Here is a 15,812-nt window from a genome sequence, read left to right as displayed (position 1 = left end):
TCCCGGTTGACCCCTATCGAGTACGAGACCATCATGACCCCACCGGCCAGTCAGGCCGCGTGACTGAAACTGTCACCTATCGGTGCAGCAGACCCAATCGCAGGCTCTCACCGGGCTGCGCTCCCAGCAGCGCGCCGACCACGGTCAGCAGATCCGAACCACGCCCGGTCGCCACTCGGGCGCGGTGTACCCGGTCTCCTCGTTGACGTACGTCAGCCGCTCCAGCACCGCCTCAACGACATGCGGAGACGGGCGAGAAGAGACAGTTGTGGGCACGCAGAACATCGTGCCGTTGGTGATGCTTGGATACCAATTCCCGGCGTATGGTCGACCTCGTCGAAAGTCAGTCGAGCAGACTGCGGATGTCAGCGGCGGTCAGTTCGGCGGAGGAGAACTCTCCGCCGTCGAGGACGCTGCTGAACAGCTCGGCCTTCCTGGCTTGTAGCGCCATGACCTTCTCTTCGATGGTGTCCTTGGCAACCAGGCGGTACACCATGACCTTGCGGGTCTGACCGATGCGGTGAACACGGTCGACCGCTTGGGCTTCGGTCGCCGGGTTCCACCACGGGTCGAGCAGGATGCAGTAGTCGGCCTCGGTCAGGTTCAGCCCGAAGCCGCCCGACTTGAGGCTGACCAGGAAAGCCGGCGCCGTCCCGTTCTTGAAGTCGGCGATAACCTCCGCCCGCCGCCGTGTCTTGCCGTCGAGGTAGCAGCAGGCGACGCCGGCCTCCTCCAGGCGTTGCCGAGCGGTGGTCAAAAAGCGGGTGAACTGGCTGAAGATGAGTACCCGGTGCCCCTCGGCGGCGAGATTGGTGACCTGGTCGCAGAGCGCATCGAGTTTCGTCGACGCGATGGCGTGGTGTTTCGGGTCGATCAGGGTCAGGTCGAGGCTGGCCTGGCGCAGCAGAGTCAGTGAGCGGAAAATCTCGAAGCGGTTCTTTTGCATGTCGCCGAGCAGGCCGAGGACTTTCTGCCGCTCCCGCTGCAGATAGGTCTGGTACATCCGGCGATGCTTGGGGTTCAGATCCAGTTCGATGATCTGCTCCTGCTTTGCCGGTAGCTCGGTGACCACCTCAGCCTTGCGGCGGCGCAGCATGAGGGGACGGATCCGGCGACGTAGTTGCGCAAGCCGCGCCTCGTCGTTGTCCTTCTCGATCGGCCGCCGGTAATAGTCGGTGAAACGGTCGAGCCGAGATAGCAGGCCCGGGGCGGTGATGGAGAGCAGGGCCCAGAGCTCAGCCAGGTTGTTCTCCATCGGCGTACCGGTGATCGCGAGCTTGAAGGCGGCTGGTAGCTGTTTCGCGCATCGGTACGTCTGCGACTGAGGGTTCTTGACGAACTGCGCCTCGTCCAGAATCAGACCGGTCCACGGCAACGCGGCGTATTCGTCGTACTCAAGCCGAAACAGGGTGTAGGACGTGACCACGATGTGCGATCCGGTGACCGCTTGTTCCAGCGTTCCGGTCCGGCGCGCGCCGGTCTGGACGATGGGGGTGACGGTGAGGTGTGGAGCGAAGCGCGCCGCCTCATGCGCCCAGTTGCTGACGACGCTGGCCGGGGCGACCACCAGGAACGGTGCACCGGCGGACGCCTGTTCGACTGCGTGGCAGATCAGGGCCAGTGCCTGCAGCGTCTTGCCCAGCCCCATGTCGTCGGCCAGCACTCCGCCGAGATTATGCCGGTGCAGGGTGGCGAGCCATTGGAAGCCCTCCATCTGGTAGGGCCGGAGAGTGGCGTCCAGCCCTGTCGGTGGCGGGTCGGCGGACCCGGTCTTGACGTCGCTGAGCGCGCGCACGGGCTGCTGCCAGGCCGCGGCCTGACCGGTGACCTCGCCCAACTCGGACAGCTCCTGCCACAGCCCCGCCTGAAAGCGTCCGACCCGCACGACACCGGGAGGAGTACCCTCCAATTCACGGGACTCCGCTATCAGGTCGCGCAGCTGCCGGAACTCGGGCTGCTCAAGCCGGAAATAGCGACCGCTGGGCAGGATCATGAACTCCTGCTCGGCGGCAAGCGCGAGGAACAGCCCTTCGAAGCCGACTTCCTCACCACCCACGGTGACCCACACGGACAGGTCGAACCAATCCTGCGCGCCGGGACTGCCCTCGGTCGCGCTCGCGAATGAAACGATCGGGGCTTCCTGCGTCTCGACATACTCCGGGGCGTCGTCATGCGGCTTGACGACCACTTCGACGCCGTCCATCCCGACGAGTCGGGGGAGGACGTCCCGTACAAGCCACAGCATGGCGTCACCAGCGACGAAGGCGTGCTCCAGCAGCCGCCGTCCGGCTGGGAACGGCTCGGTCAGCCCGTACGACGGGTCCTCCATCAGAGTGGTGACGCGTTGCAATATCGCGGCCCGGTCGGGACTGTGGTGCACACCGGCGTGCAGCGGCTCCACCTGGTTTTCCAACCCGACGACGGTGACCCAATCCCAGGACAACGACATACGATGTTCCGGTAGCGGCCGCACCGACAGCGTCAGCGTCGCCTTCCCGAGCTCAGGCAGACCCACCGTCTCGTCGACCGGCACTACATCGACCTGACGGACGAGCCCCGGATAGTATTGCCGCAGGAAACGGGACTCTTCGACGGCCGGAACGACGATCGCTGGAGCAGCCAGTGCCTCCGTGACCCGCGCGCTCAACGGTCTCGCCAGGGGCGCGAGCCGCAAAGTACCCGGATCAGTCGAGGAACCTGGCCCCGTCGTACCCCACCAGGCGACGCCGTGCGCCGGCTGCCCGACCACGATCAGCTTCTCGGGATCGATCGTCTCCGTGCCGTCGACCAGCGCCGGACGTAGCCGCAGGCCCGCTGCGACTCGATCGGCCCGCACCGAAAATCGCACCGGACGTGCCGATGCCTGAACCGGTGACGCGGCCCGGCCGCTCTGCACCAGCGGCAGCCCCGCCTCCCGCGCCTCGGCCAGAACGTCCCACACCCGCCGGCCACGGAACTCATCCAGGTAGACGACGCGCTGACCCGAGCCGTAGTAGCGGTAACCGTACGGGTCGCCCCCCTCGTCGTCCGCCAGCGCGAGCAACTCCGCCAAGAGATCCACATGATGCTGCGTGTGCGGTGAATCAGGGACGTACCCGAAGCCGAGGGTCCCCCACGAGACACCGCTACGGATCCAGCCCCTCTTGCCCGGCACTACTGGCCGGAGCCCGATCCGCCACCTCCCACGGCCGTCGCCGTCTTCGAGCTCGAACTGCAACGCCAGCTCCGGGGAACCTGGCACGACGGCCGGGCTGTCGGCGCTGACCAGGTCAGTCAACGCCAACTCCCATGACGACGGCGGCTGCGGCTTGGACGCCTCGGAGGTGCAGGCGATCAACGCCAAGGCAGCCGGATGCGCGCACACCGGAGCTGCCGAGCACGTGCACGCGCCACTGACGCTCTTGAGCGCGCCGTCGACGCCGACGACGACCGACACCGTCACCCAACCAGATCTCTCGCCTTGCACGGCGGCCCGCCCACGGCCGGAACGCGGGTCCCAGCTCACCTTGACCAGAGCGCCGCTCGCCACCAGTGAACGAGCCTGCACAAACGATCTGACCCCGACGGCCTCACACACCGCCGCCTCATCAGACGTCAGCACCAGCCGCCCCACAAGGAACCTCCGCCAGATCGGTGATCGGACATCAACGCTACCGAGCGACCAGGCGCCGCCGATCCGGGCGTCGCCCATCCGAGAAACTGGGACCACAGTCCGGTCTCGGCTGGGGGGAACTTTCGGTCCGGCTGGACGACGTGACCATGGCCTACCCGTAACTGCGTCCGCACCTCACGCCTCGTCCGCGGTGCATCGTCACCGCCGGCCACCCACGCTCGCACAACGTCCCGATCTGACTCCACTCAGCCGACACCAGGGGCGTTTTCGGGGGGCGACTCAAATCTTCATCGATGAAATTGATGCCCTGACCAGCACATCCGCTGGTCAGGGCATCACCCTGAGCCGCCTGACGGAATCGAACCGTCGACCTACGCATTACGAGTGCGTCGCTCTAGCCGACTGAGCTAAGGCGGCAACGATCAGCAAGTGTACGGCACCCCGGCGGCACCGACCGAACGGGATACCCCCGCCGCGCCAGCCAGCACCAACCGGACATCGGCCGCCATCTGGCCGCTTACCGGACAGCGAATGATCGGAGCCGAGACTACGCTGCGGCGGGTGAGCGACGAACGCGACCACCCCGAAGGCCAGGACGAGCCGACCGTACGCCCTGACCGCGCGCCGGCCGGTGAACGCGCCGCCCATCGGCCGCGCAGCACCGACCCGCTGGAGTTGGGCTTCACGCCGCGCAAGCCGGTGCCCTGGCTGGCGCCGTTCCTACTGATCAGCACCGGCATCCGGACGCTGCTGGCGATGCTCTTCGGGGCGTACCTCGACAAGCGCGAGTTGCAGAACGCGTTCGGCGACGACGTCTTCCGCCAGGTCGGGCCGGACGGCGGGCTGTGGCTCGACTACGTGGCCGACCTCGGTGACGGCTTCAACGCCACCTACTCGGTGGCGTACCTGCTGGCGCAGCCCGAGCTGACCGTCGACGGGCACCGCCTGCCCCGGGCGCAGACGCTGGTGATGGGCGGCGACCAGGTGTACCCGTCGGCGGCCTACGCCGCGTACGAGGACCGGTGCAAGGGCCCCTACCAGGCTGCCCTTCCGGTGGCGCCGGCCGAGAAGCCGACGCTCTTCGCGGTGCCGGGCAACCACGACTGGTACGACGGCCTCACCGCGTTCCTGCGGTTGTTCGTCCGCTCCCGGGACCGCAACTTCGCGGGCTGGGGCACCGGGCAGTCCCGGTCGTACTTCGCTGTGGAGTTGCCGGCCGACTGGTGGTTGCTCGGCGTGGACGACCAGTCCGGCTCGTACCTGGACGACCCGCAGCTGGCCTACTTCGACGAGGTGGCCCGCCGGCTCGGGCCGGAGTCCAAGGTGATCATCGCGGCGCCGGCGCCGACCTGGGTCAAGGCCGCCGACGACCCCACGGCGTACGACTCGATCGACTACTTCATCCGCACGATCATCGACCCCACCGGGGCGCGGGTGCGGCTGTTGCTCTCCGGCGACCTGCACCACTACGCCCGCTACTCGGGGGCCGACCGGCAGCTGATCACCTGCGGTGGGGGCGGCGCGTACCTCTACCCCACGCACAAGCTGCCGGAGCGCATCGAGGTGCCACCGCGGGACACGCTGGCTCGCAAGGCCAGCACCGCCCAGCCGTACGACCTGGTGGCCCGTTATCCGGACGCCGCGCGGTCGCGCCGCTACGGCTGGGGCATCTTCCCCCGGTTGCCGTTGCGAAATCCCGGCTTCACCACGTTGCTCGGCACTCTGCACACCCTGTTGATGCTGGCCATGGCCGGTGCGACGGCGAACTGGGCCGACAGCACCGACCAGCGGCTGTTCAGCGTCCCGCTGGTGGTGATGGTGCTCGTGACGGTGATCGCGGCGGCCCTGTTCGCCAAGCCGCCGAGCGCGAGCGGCAAACGCCACGCGCGGCACTGGATCCTCGGCGTCGGCCACGGCGTGGCGCAGGTGGCCCTGGCGGCGGGCGGCACCTGGGTCTGGTTGGCGCTGCCGTTCTACGACTGGCCGTGGCCGCTGCCGGCGGTCGCCGCGGCGGTGCTCTACGGCCCGGTGATCGGCCTGGTCGCAAGCCAACTGGTGGCGGCGTACCTGCTGGTGGCGGGCTCGTTCGGAGTGAACGTCAACGAACTCTTCGCCGGCCAGGGCATCGAGGACTCGAAGTCGTTCCTGCGACTGCGCATCGACCCGGACGGCACGTTGAGCATCTACCCGCTGGGGGTGGACCGGGTCTCCCGCGACTGGCAGGTGAACCCCGACCAGTCCCCCACCCAGAGTTGGCTGACCCCCAAGTCCCCCCTGACCCCCCACCTGACCGAACCCCCCACAGTCCTGCGCTGACCAACCCCTACCCCCACCCCCACCCCTCCGTTGATCATGAAGTTATTGCCCCGCCACGCCGTTCGGGATGGCAATAACTTCATGATCAACGGAGGGGTGGGGGTGGGGGTCCGGGGGTGGGGTGGGGCGTTAGGGGGTGTATTGCTGGTTGTGGGCTTGGCGGGAGCCGCAGACGTCGGCGCGGGAGCACATGGAGCGCGAGCCGTCGGCGTCCAGGCGTACGGTCACCGCGTCACGAGGGACGCTGTGGCCGACGACCCGGCCGTCACCCTCGGGGGTGGAGACCCGACTGCCGACCGCCGGGGCGGTCTCCTGAAAGCGCTGGTACAGCGGGTGCTCGTACTTGAGGCAGCACATCAGCCGCCCGCACGCGCCGGAGATGCGCAGCGGGTTGAGCGGAAGGTCCTGGTCCTTCGCCATCCGGATGGTCACCGGCTCGAAGTCGGTGAGGAACGTGGCGCAGCACAGGTCCCGACCGCAGGAGCCGATGCCGCCCTGCACCCGCGCGGAGTCGCGGGCGGAGAGCTGACGCAGCTCCACCCGACAGTGCAGGGTCGCGCCCAGGTCGCGGACGAGGGACCGGAAGTCCACCCGGTGCGGGGCGGTGAAGTAGACGGTGCTGCGCTCACCGCCGCTCTCGGCGGAACCGAGCACATGGTCGACCGCCACCACCTTCATCGGCAGGCCGTGCGAGCGGATCAGCCGTTTCGCGGCGAACTTGGCCTCGGCCTTGCGGCGACGCAACGCCTCATCCCGGCGGAGGTCGTCGTCGCCGGCCAACCCGACCAGGCGGGGGAAGCCGTCGGTCTCCTCGGTCACCCACTGCGCGGCCCACACGCACTCCGCCACCTCGGGCCCGTCATCGGTGGGCACCAGCACCCGGTCGCCCACCTGCGGACGCAACTCGCCCGGGTCGAGGTAGTAGAGCCGCCCGTACCGGTTGAAGCTGACCGCGCAGAGCATGCCCATCCCCCCACCCTACGACGGGTCGCGGCGCAAGGCGCACCGGCCGGCTACGCCCCGCTGCCATTCATGACCGTCGACTCGACCTATTGCCTGGCGTCCCGTCGTGCCGTTGCTGCTCGCCCGGACGGTTGAATCCGGGGCCGGGCAGGAGACAAGAGGTGCCTCGGCGGCGTTGAGTGGAGGCAGAACTGCGGGGGGTGCAGGGGGAAGACCACGGCGTCGCCGTGAGCGCCGGCTTCAGGTCAGGCGCCCGCGAGCGACGCCGTGGCCTGTCCGAGGCAGAGCGGTCGCGGCCGGAGGCCGAGAGACGGGGCGACGCAGCCACGGCCGAAGACCGAACGGCGGGGCGAAGCGACCACGGCCGGAGGGCCGGGCTCAGCTACCAGCCGACCCGGGTGGGCTGGTCGTAGTGGGGACGCCCGTCCGTTGGCGGACGCCACGCGGTCTCGGCCAGGCTCGGCCCCCACTGACGCAGCAGCGTCTCCGCACCGTCGTACGCGACGCAGAGCACCGCCAGCACCCGTGCGGCGATCTCGGCGGCGTCGGCCACACCGGGCCCGACCGGCCCGGGGCGGGTCGACGCACCGGCGGCGGTGGCGGCGACCACGGCGACCGCTTCGGCCGAGCGGAGCACGTCGGCTAACGTGCGGGCCAGCGCGAGTCGGCTGCCCTCCACCCAGTCGGCGAGGGCGTCGGCGTAACAGGCGGTGGATTCGAGTCGCCCGACCAGGCTGTCCGGCCCCTCGTCGAGGTGGCGCAGCAGCGCCGCCCGCTGTTGCCCGTACGCCGTGGCGGCCGGACCGGACCAGAGCACCGGGTCGGTGAGCGCGGCGGAGACGTCGTCGTACCCCCGGACGAGCCGGCGCACCGCGTGGCCGGCGCTGGCGAGCGGCACGGGGTGCAGGTCGAGGAAGCCGCGGACCGCGTCGCCCGGCAGCACCTGCATGCGGCGCAGTAGCGGCCAGACCCGGTGCCCCTCGGGGACACCGGCCGCGATCAGTCTGTCCACCCGGCGGAGCAGGTCGAGGCCGGGCTCGGCGAGCCGGTCCAGCGCGTCCATCACGGTTCCCCGGTGAGCCGGCGGCGGGCCGCCCGGTCGACCTCGGCGTAGCGATCGGCGGCCTCCCGCACGGCAGCCGCGGCGGCGGACAGTCGACCGGCCGCTGCGCGGGCCTCCCGGGCCCGGTCGTCGGTGGCGGTGGTCCACTGCCGGTGCAGCGCCCGACCGATCTCGCCCGGGCGGCCCGGTGCGTCGGCGCCGAACGCGGCCTGGGCCGGATCGCTGGCGGTGACGGTGTGCGAAACGACGGTGAGCGTGGCGCTCGCCTCGTCCAGTCGGGCGGAGAGCGCGCGCAGTGTGTCCATCTCAGGCCCCCGCGAGCGGTCGGTAGGCGGCGAACGTCTCGTTGTGCAGCTTTTCCCGGGCCCATTCGGCGGCGTCGGCCGCCGCGGTGACCGCAGCCTGCACGGAACCGGCGACGTCGCGTGGGCTGCGGCTGTGCAGCGGCCCGAGGAACCGGACGTCGGTGATCCGTCCACCGGCGGTGACCACCACCTCGACCAGGCCGTCCGGCGAGCGGACGGTCACTTCGACGGTCGACACCGCCTGGTCGAACTCGGCCTGGAGGGACTCGATCCGGCGGTAGCGTCGCACCGCCTCCTCGATCCAGGCCTCGTCGATCTCCCCCCGCGGCATCGGCCGACTCCTCCCGGGTGATTCATCACTCAGTGTGGTGCCACCGTCACCACGGCACAGGGACCGTACCGCACCGCAATCGGGCCTGTCGATGCCTGTGGACAACGGCCGGGAAGTGCGGGTCAGCCCTTCCAGAGAGCGAGCATCATCGCCTCGACCGCGATCCGCGGCTTGACGTTCGCCTCGATCGCGGCACGGCAGGCGAGCACGGCCTCCAACCGGCGCAGCGCCCCCTCGGCGTCCCACTTCTGCGCGCCGGCACCGGCCAGCGTGGCCGTGTCGGTGTGCACCGGGGCGACGGGTGCGCTCAGCGCCATGGTGAGCGCGTCCCGGTAGAAGCCCGCGAGGTCGACCAGCGCCCGGTCCAGTGCGTCCCGCTGGGCCCGGGTGGCCCGGGACTTCTGCCGCTTCTCCAGCTCCTTGAGCTGCCCGGCAGCGCCTCGCAGGGCGCCGGCCGCGCCCCGGCCGGTGCCGCCCGCGCCGAGCGCGGTCTCCAGTGCCGCCCGCTCGGTCGTGTCGGCCTCGGTGACCGACGCCTCGGCCTCCGCCTCGGCCGCCTCGATCAGTGCGGACGCCGCGTCGAACGCCGCGCCGACACCGGTCAACCGGCGGGGCACCGCGAGCACCGCCTCGCGTCGTTTGCGGGCCTCCGGGTCGCGGGCCAGTCGGCGGGCCCGACCCACGTGACCCTGCGCGGCCGACGCCGCCCACTGCGCCACGTCGGGCGCGATGCCGTCCCGACGAACCAGCACCTCGGCCACCGCGGCGGCCGGCGGCTGCCGCAGGGGTACGACCCGGCAGCGCGACCGGATGGTCACCGAGATGTCGTCCGGGTGGGTGGACGGGGCGCAGAGCAGGAAGACCGTCCGCGGCGGTGGTTCCTCGATCGCCTTGAGCAGCGCGTTGCCGGCGGCCTCGGTGAGCCGGTCGGCGTCCTCGATGACCACCACCTGCCAACGCCCGCCGGACGGGGTGCTGGCCGCGCGGAACACCAGGGCGCGCATCTCGCCGACGCCGATGGAGAGCCCTTCCGGAACCACCATCCGCACGTCGGCGTTTGTGGCACCCATTGTGGTGTGGCAGCCGGGGCACTCACCGCAGCCGGTGCCGTGCACGCACTGGAGTGCGGCGGCGAACGCGCGCGCGGCGACCGAGCGGCCGGAACCGGGAGGCCCTGTGAAGATCCACGCGTGCGTCATCCCGGCGGACGGGTCCACGCCGGTCCCAGCCTCGTCGGCCGCGGACCCGTCACCGCCGGCCGGGCCGGCGGTGACCAACGCGGCGGCGCCAGCACGCAGGACGGCGGCGGCCGCCGCGGCGGCGCGCCGCAGCTCGACCACCGCCTCGTCCTGGCCAACCAGGTCGGCGAAGACGTCCGGCATCAGGTCTTGTGCTCCATCGTCACCAGCTCCGCGTCGGATAACTCAGGTTGCACCGAGGTGTCCGGGCCCTGCGCCGGCCGCGGGTGCACGATGCCACCCGGCTTGCCGAGCATCTCCTCGACCCGCCGGACCACCAGCCCGGTGATCTCGTCGGCCGGACGGGACGCGTCGAGCACCAGGTAGCGCTTCGGGTCGGCGGCGGCGAGGTCGAGGAACGCGTACCGGACGCGCTCGTGGAAGGCGACCGACTCCGCCTCCAGCCGGTCGGTGCCGGTGTTGCGCGAGGCCACCCGGGACAGACCGGTGCGCGGTTCGACGTCCAGCAGCACCACCAGGTCGGGCTTGAGCCCACCGGTGGCCCAGGAGGAGAGCCAGGAGACCTCGTCGACGGGCAGTGTCCGGCCGGCGCCCTGGTACGCCAGGGACGAGTCGACGTACCGGTCACTGATCACCACGCCGCCCCGAACCAGCGCGGGCCGGACGACGGTGGCCACGTGGTGCGCCCGGTCGGCGGCGTATAGCAGTGCCTCGGCCCGGGGGGAGGGCGCGTCGTCGCCGGAGGTGTCCAGCACCAGCGACCGGATTCGCCGGCCGACGCCGGTGGCCCCCGGCTCGCGGGTGACCACCACCTCTCGGCCGTGACCGCGCAGCCGCTCGGAGAGCGCGGTGAGCTGGGTGGACTTCCCCGCGCCCTCGCCGCCCTCGAAGACCACGAAGAGACCGGCGGAGACGAACGGCTCGGCGGGCATCAGCGGACGGCCCCGGATGGAGCCCCACAGGTCGGCGAGGACCGGGACGCCCTTCTTGTCGTCCATCTGGCCGAACGCGCTGATCCCGGCGAAGATGCCGGCAGCACCGGCGGCGAGCAGCAGCAGTCGGGTGGAGGAGACGGAGATGCCGAGGTCGGCGATCTCCAGCTTGCGCGAGCCACCAACGCCGACCAACACGCTGCTCAGGCCGATGGCCAGGATCAGCACCAGTCGGGTGCCGATCTGCACCACCGCGAAGACCCGGCCGCGCACCTCGTCGGCCACCTCCCCGCCCAGCAGCGTGGTGCCGGCCAGGAAGGCCATCCCGGCACCGGCGCCGACCAGCACCGCGCCGACGATCGCCATGGACAGGTGGATGGCGAAGGCGAGGGTCATCACCGCGGCGCTGGCCAGCACGATGCTCATGCCGAACCAGCGACGCCGGGACATCTCCTTGACGACCATCGGGCCGAGCCCGATGCCGAGCGCCAGGCCGACGAAGATCGCGCCGAAGAGCAGCGAGAACGCGGCGTCACCGGCACCCAGCGAGTTGGCGAAGAACTTGGCGGTACCGACCACGATGCCGCCGCCGGCGAACGCGCCGAAGATGCCCAGCACCAGGCCGCGAACGAGCGGGGTCTGGCCGATGTACTTCCAGCCCTCGGAGAACTGCCGGAACATGCTCTGCTCGGCACGCTCCGCCTCGCCGCGTTGCGCCTCGCTGATCTCCTTGATCCCGAACGCCACCACCAGCGCGGTGGCGAGCCGGGAGAAGGCGTTGAACCAGAGTGCGAGCTGGGCCGGCTCGGCCCAGGAGGGCAGGTCGCCACCGACGGCACCACGGACGCCACGGTCGAGCACGGCGAGGCCGATGGCGGCGGCGACCGGGGTGAGGCCGTAGGTGGTGATCAGGGTGAGCTGGTTGGCCGCCTCCAGCCGGGCCCGCGGGATCAGGTTCGGGACCGCGGCCTCCTTGGCCGGGATCCAGAGCAGGGTGAGCGACTCGATCAGGAAGGTGGCGATCAGCGCCCAGCCGACCACCAGGCCGCCCGCAGCCCCACTGAGGGCGTAGAGCGGAATGGACGCGAAGAGCACGAAGCGCAGCAGGTCGCAGATGACCATCGTCCAGCGCCGGTCGAACCGGTCGGCGAAGACGCCGGCAACCGGGCCGAGCACCAGCGCGGGCAGCAGCCGGATCGCGGTGACCCCGCCGAACGCGGCGCCCTGGGCGGTGCTGCCCTGCACCTGCGAGGCGGCGAAGAGGGCGGTGGCCAGCAGGCCGAGCCAGTCACCGAAGGAGGCTGCGCCGAGCACGATCCAGAGCCGGCGGAACGGCCGGATGCGCAGCACGGACCGGATAGCGGCATAACCGGACGGATCAACCTGACCGCCGTTGGGCTGCGTGGCGGCGTTGACCGACTGGCCACCCGAGCGCGACACGCCGGGCGACTCGCCGCTGTTCTGGCTTTCGATGGCCGTACCTCCACGTGCCGGCCCATCGCTGGGCACCTCCGGTGCAACACTCTAGACCCGGTGGGGGCCACCCCCCGGGCGACATTCTCCTGCTCGCTGAGCCTAGGCCGCCGGAGGTACCGACCGCAGCCCGGACGTACGCGAGGGTATTTCGCATTCTCCGTCAGACAGTTAGCGTGCACACATGGCCATCGAAAGCGACAAACTTCGCGAGCGCCTGGATCGGGCGACTGCCCACCTCGACCCCCCGTACGCGGTGGTCGACCTCACCGCCTTCGACGCCAATTCGGCCGCCCTGGCCGACCGCGCCGCGGGAAAGCCGGTCCGGATTGCCAGCAAGTCGGTCCGCAGCCGGGAATTGATCAGTCGAGCCCTCGCCCGACCCGGCTGGCAGGGCGTGATGGCCTTCACACTGCCCGAGGCGATCTGGTTGGTCCGCGTCGGCGTCAGCGACGACGTGCTGGTCGCGTACCCGAGCGCCGACCGGGCCGCCCTCGCCGAGCTGGGCGCCGACCAGACACTCGCCGCCGCGATCACCCTGATGATCGACAGCGCCGGCCAACTCGACCTCATCGACGCCATCAAGTCCCCGGGGCAGCGCGCCGAGCTACGGCTCTGCCTCGATCTGGACGCCTCCTGGCGACCGCTGCGCGGGGTGCACGTCGGCGTCCGCCGCTCACCGGTGCACAGCGCCCGGGCAGCCGGCGCGCTCGCCGCCGCCGTCGCCCGTCGGCCCGGCTTCCGGCTGGTCGGGCTGATGTCGTACGAGGCGCAGATCGCCGGCCTGGGCGACGCGCCGCCGGGCAGAACGCTGCTGGCGGGCGCGATCAGGCTGGCCCAGCGCGGGTCGTACCGGGAGTTGCTGGCCCGCCGTGGTGCGGCGGTCGCGGCGGTACGCGAGCACGCCGACCTGGAGTTCGTCAACGGCGGCGGCACCGGCAGCATGGCCGCGACCAGCGCCGATCCCGCGGTAACCGAGATCACCGCGGGATCGGGCCTGTACGGGCCGACGCTGTTCGACGCGTACCGCGCCTGGCGGCCCACCCCGGCGGCGTTCTTCGCCTGCGCGGTGGTCCGCCGACCGACGCCGGAGTTGGCGACGGTGCTCGGCGGTGGCTGGATCGCCTCCGGACCGGCCGCCGACAGTCGACTGCCCCGGCCGTGGCTACCGGCGGGGCTGAAGCTGGTCGGCACCGAGGGCGCCGGCGAGGTGCAGACTCCGCTGTCCGGAGCGGCGGCGGCCGGGCTGCGCGTCGGCGACCGGGTGTGGTTCCGGCACGCCAAGGCGGGTGAGCTGTGTGAACGGGTCAACGAGCTGCACCTGATCGAGGGCGACACGGTCGTGGCTACCGTCCCCACCTACCGGGGTGAGGGGCGGGCCTTCCTCTGAGACCGGACAACCGCCCCCACCGCCGGCCGGGGCCGGCGCCCCACGCCGACTCAGGCGGGTTGGGGCGCCTCGGCCTGCTTGCCGACTGCGGACCGGCCGTTGTCCGGGCCGTCGACCTGGCGGTGCAGGTACTCCCGGATCAACGCCTTCGCCTCCAGCAGCACCCGCTCGTCACCGTCGGACTTTCGACGGAACGCGAGCTTGATCAGCGCGTCCGCCGCCTCGACGGCGATCTCCAGCACGAAGCGCAGCTTGGGCACGTCGGTGAGCCCGAAACGCTCGGTGAGCACCCGGGCCAACTGGTCGGCGATCACGCCGTTGTTGTCCCGCTGCTCGTCGAGCAGGTGCAGGTCGACCACGTCGCCGAAGTGCAGGGTCCGGAACCCGGGGACGGTGCGGTGCATCGTGATGTACTCGTCGATGCCCGCGTCGACGCCGTCCCACCAGTGGGTCATCTCGTCGGAGGCGAACCGCTCGTCGAGGCGCTGGAGGTAGGACTCCATGGTCCGCAGGGTCAACGCCTGCACGATGGCTCGCTTGTCCGGAAAGAACTGGTAGACCGACCCGATCGCCACCTCGGCCCGCTCGGCGAGCAGGGTGGTGGTCAGCCCCTCGTACCCCACCTCGTCGACGAGTTCGGCGCAGGCATCCAACATGCGCTGTACCCGCGCGACACTTCGACCTTGCACCGGTACGCGGCGCAGCGGCCCGGTCGTGGCGGCTGGTGTGGACACTCTGCGCCACCCCCCTTCGACGGATGAACATATCTCCACGTCACGAGTCCGTGACTACCGGTACAACGAGCGGATCGCAATTGCGGTATTTACCAGCTAGAACGTTCCTGATATGAAGTCAGTTCATATTCATGAATGAGGAGCGCGCATGGTCCGCACCGCACCGCTCGGGGCTGGATGGTCCAACTGGGCCGGGAACCAGCGTGGCAGCGCCAGCGCGATCCTGCGCCCCGGCTCGCCGACCGACGTCGCAGAAGCCGTCCGATCCGCCGCCGCCGACGGTGGCCGGATCCGGGTGACGGGCAGCGGCCACTCGTTCACCGCCGTCGCGCTCGCCGACGACCGCCGGATGGACCTGTCCGACCTGGACACCACCGTCAGTGTGGACGTCGCCCATCGACTGGTCACCGTACCGGCGGGAATGACCCTGCACGCGCTCAACGGCCTGCTCGCCCGGCACGGCCTCGCGCTGCCCAACCTCGGCGACATCGACGCGCAGACCGTCGCCGGGGCGATCTCCACCGGCACCCACGGCACCGGAGCCGGCTACGGGTGCCTCTCCACCTTCGTCGAGGCGGTCACCCTGGTCACCGGCACCGGCGAGGTGCTGCGCTGCTCCGCCGACGAGCATCCCGACGTCCTCGCCGCCGCCCGGGTGTCGCTCGGCGCGCTCGGCGTCCTGGTCGAGGTAACTCTGCGTTGCGTGGACGCCTTCATCCTGCGCGCCCACGAACGACCGGCCGAACTGGCCGACGTGCTCGGCGAACTGCCCGAGCTGATCGGCCGGCACGACCATGTCGAGTTCTACTGGTTCCCGTACACGTCCCGAGTCCAGGTCAAGGCCAACGACCGGGTACCCGCCGACGACCGGCCGCTGTCCCGCTGGCGCGGCTGGGTGGACGACGACTTCCTGTCCAACCGGGTCTTCGCCGGCGCCTGCCGACTCGGCCGGGCCATGCCCGCGCTGGCCCCGGGGATCAGCGCGGTGTCCGCCCGCGCCCTCACCGAACGGCAGTACACCGGACGCTCCGACCGGGTCTTCTGCACGCCGCGCCGGGTCCGCTTCGTGGAGATGGAGTACGGCCTGCCCCGGGAGGCGTTGCCCGAGGCGCTCGCCGCGCTCCAGCGGATCGTGGACGGCCTGCCGTTCAAGGTTCTCTTTCCGGTGGAGGTGCGATTCACCGCCGCCGACGACATCTGGCTGTCGCACGGCTACGGCCGGGACAACGCCTACATCGCCGTGCACCAGTACGTCGGCATGCCGTACGAGCCGTACTTCCGGGCCTTCGAGCAGGTGGCCGCCGGGCTGGGCGGTCGCCCGCACTGGGGCAAGCTGCACTACCGCGACGCCGCCTCGCTGGCCACCGCGTACCCCCGCTTCGCGGACTTCCAGGCCGTCCGCGACCGGCTCGACCCCCACCGCGTCTTCACCAACCCCCACCTGTTGCACGTCCTCGGGGTCTGACCCACTCACGTCGGTACGCGCCGTCGCG

11 protein-coding genes, 1 tRNA gene and 1 pseudogene are annotated in these 15,812 nt (G+C 70.8%); 3 read left to right on the top strand and 10 right to left on the bottom strand.

What is annotated here, in order from left to right:
- Nucleotides 1-94: 94 nt before the first annotated feature.
- From ACIBEF_RS08060 to ACIBEF_RS08050, 3 genes and pseudogenes are all read right to left on the bottom strand, one after another.
- Nucleotides 95-285: pseudogene (locus ACIBEF_RS08060) on the bottom strand (hypothetical protein); the annotation flags it as partial.
- A gap of 58 nt (nucleotides 286-343) precedes the next feature.
- Nucleotides 344-3,691, bottom strand: a complete 3,348-nt coding sequence (locus tag ACIBEF_RS08055) for an SNF2-related protein (RefSeq protein ID WP_396792226.1) — start codon at nucleotides 3,689-3,691, stop codon at nucleotides 344-346.
- Between the two features lie 265 nt (nucleotides 3,692-3,956).
- Nucleotides 3,957-4,030 (bottom strand) — tRNA-Thr (locus tag ACIBEF_RS08050).
- A gap of 12 nt (nucleotides 4,031-4,042) precedes the next feature.
- Here ACIBEF_RS08050 and ACIBEF_RS08045 point away from each other — a divergent pair.
- The gene (locus tag ACIBEF_RS08045; RefSeq protein ID WP_396792224.1) at nucleotides 4,043-5,929 is read left to right on the top strand and encodes a metallophosphoesterase family protein; all 1,887 of its coding nucleotides are present in this window, start codon (nucleotides 4,043-4,045) and stop codon (nucleotides 5,927-5,929) included.
- A gap of 129 nt (nucleotides 5,930-6,058) precedes the next feature.
- On the opposite strand, the gene ACIBEF_RS08040 is transcribed toward ACIBEF_RS08045, so the two are convergent.
- The 6 genes from ACIBEF_RS08040 to tmk all read right to left on the bottom strand — a co-directional run bounded on the left by ACIBEF_RS08040 (nucleotide 6,059) and on the right by tmk (nucleotide 12,072).
- Nucleotides 6,059-6,898, bottom strand: coding sequence for a stage 0 sporulation family protein (locus tag ACIBEF_RS08040; RefSeq protein ID WP_396792222.1), 840 nt, complete (start codon nucleotides 6,896-6,898; stop codon nucleotides 6,059-6,061).
- Nucleotides 6,899-7,274: 376 nt separating this feature from the next.
- Entirely contained in the window at nucleotides 7,275-7,955 is a 681-nt protein-coding gene (locus ACIBEF_RS08035; protein ID WP_396792220.1) for a hypothetical protein, read from the bottom strand.
- Nucleotides 7,955-8,260, bottom strand: coding sequence for a hypothetical protein (locus ACIBEF_RS08030; protein WP_396792218.1), 306 nt, complete (start codon nucleotides 8,258-8,260; stop codon nucleotides 7,955-7,957). The genes ACIBEF_RS08035 and ACIBEF_RS08030 overlap by 1 nt, the downstream gene beginning before the upstream one ends.
- A 1-nt stretch (nucleotide 8,261) precedes the next feature.
- Nucleotides 8,262-8,591 carry a YbaB/EbfC family nucleoid-associated protein gene (locus tag ACIBEF_RS08025; protein WP_053659404.1) on the bottom strand — a complete coding sequence of 110 codons (330 nt, stop codon included), beginning with the start codon at nucleotides 8,589-8,591 and terminating at the stop codon, nucleotides 8,262-8,264.
- A 122-nt stretch (nucleotides 8,592-8,713) separates the two neighbouring features.
- Complete coding sequence (locus ACIBEF_RS08020; protein WP_396792216.1) at nucleotides 8,714-9,973, bottom strand: DNA polymerase III subunit delta'; 1,260 nt, start codon at nucleotides 9,971-9,973, stop codon at nucleotides 8,714-8,716.
- The gene (gene tmk, locus ACIBEF_RS08015; protein ID WP_396792248.1) at nucleotides 9,973-12,072 is read right to left on the bottom strand and encodes a dTMP kinase; all 2,100 of its coding nucleotides are present in this window, start codon (nucleotides 12,070-12,072) and stop codon (nucleotides 9,973-9,975) included. Before tmk ends, ACIBEF_RS08020 begins: the two co-directional genes overlap by 1 nt.
- A 307-nt stretch (nucleotides 12,073-12,379) precedes the next feature.
- Here tmk and ACIBEF_RS08010 point away from each other — a divergent pair, with 307 nt between their 5' ends.
- Nucleotides 12,380-13,585, top strand: coding sequence for an amino acid deaminase/aldolase (locus tag ACIBEF_RS08010; RefSeq protein ID WP_396792214.1), 1,206 nt, complete (start codon nucleotides 12,380-12,382; stop codon nucleotides 13,583-13,585).
- 50 nt (nucleotides 13,586-13,635) lie between these two features.
- Here the strand turns inward: ACIBEF_RS08010 and ACIBEF_RS08005 are convergent, their stop codons facing one another.
- Nucleotides 13,636-14,241: a TetR family transcriptional regulator gene (locus ACIBEF_RS08005; protein ID WP_355004910.1), complete on the bottom strand. Its 606-nt coding sequence runs from the start codon at nucleotides 14,239-14,241 to the stop codon at nucleotides 13,636-13,638.
- A gap of 226 nt (nucleotides 14,242-14,467) precedes the next feature.
- On the opposite strand from ACIBEF_RS08005, the gene ACIBEF_RS08000 reads away from it, so the two are divergent.
- Nucleotides 14,468-15,784, top strand: coding sequence for a D-arabinono-1,4-lactone oxidase (locus ACIBEF_RS08000; RefSeq protein ID WP_396792211.1), 1,317 nt, complete (start codon nucleotides 14,468-14,470; stop codon nucleotides 15,782-15,784).
- Nucleotides 15,785-15,812: the final 28 nt, after the last annotated feature.

It is taken from the genome of Micromonospora sp. NPDC050795 (assembly GCF_044456785.1).
Classification (GTDB): domain Bacteria; phylum Actinomycetota; class Actinomycetes; order Mycobacteriales; family Micromonosporaceae; genus Micromonospora.
Note: the sequence above shows the minus strand (reverse complement) of the source record. Positions and strands in the feature narration are given on the sequence as shown.

What these genes read in the sequence shown, in the direction of transcription:
- ACIBEF_RS08055 (WP_396792226.1), bottom strand. Translation starts at nt 3,691, where the DNA reads ATGGGCGACGCCCGGATCGGCGGCGCCTGGTCGCTCGGTAGCGTTGAT.
- ACIBEF_RS08040 (WP_396792222.1), bottom strand. Translation starts at nt 6,898, where the DNA reads ATGGGCATGCTCTGCGCGGTCAGCTTCAACCGGTACGGGCGGCTCTAC.
- ACIBEF_RS08035 (WP_396792220.1), bottom strand. Translation starts at nt 7,955, where the DNA reads ATGGACGCGCTGGACCGGCTCGCCGAGCCCGGCCTCGACCTGCTCCGC.
- ACIBEF_RS08030 (WP_396792218.1), bottom strand. Translation starts at nt 8,260, where the DNA reads ATGGACACACTGCGCGCGCTCTCCGCCCGACTGGACGAGGCGAGCGCC.
- ACIBEF_RS08025 (WP_053659404.1), bottom strand. Translation starts at nt 8,591, where the DNA reads ATGCCGCGGGGGGAGATCGACGAGGCCTGGATCGAGGAGGCGGTGCGA.
- ACIBEF_RS08020 (WP_396792216.1), bottom strand. Translation starts at nt 9,973, where the DNA reads ATGCCGGACGTCTTCGCCGACCTGGTTGGCCAGGACGAGGCGGTGGTC.
- ACIBEF_RS08010 (WP_396792214.1), top strand. Translation starts at nt 12,380, where the DNA reads ATGGCCATCGAAAGCGACAAACTTCGCGAGCGCCTGGATCGGGCGACT.
- ACIBEF_RS08005 (WP_355004910.1), bottom strand. Translation starts at nt 14,241, where the DNA reads ATGTTGGATGCCTGCGCCGAACTCGTCGACGAGGTGGGGTACGAGGGG.
- ACIBEF_RS08000 (WP_396792211.1), top strand. Translation starts at nt 14,468, where the DNA reads ATGGTCCGCACCGCACCGCTCGGGGCTGGATGGTCCAACTGGGCCGGG.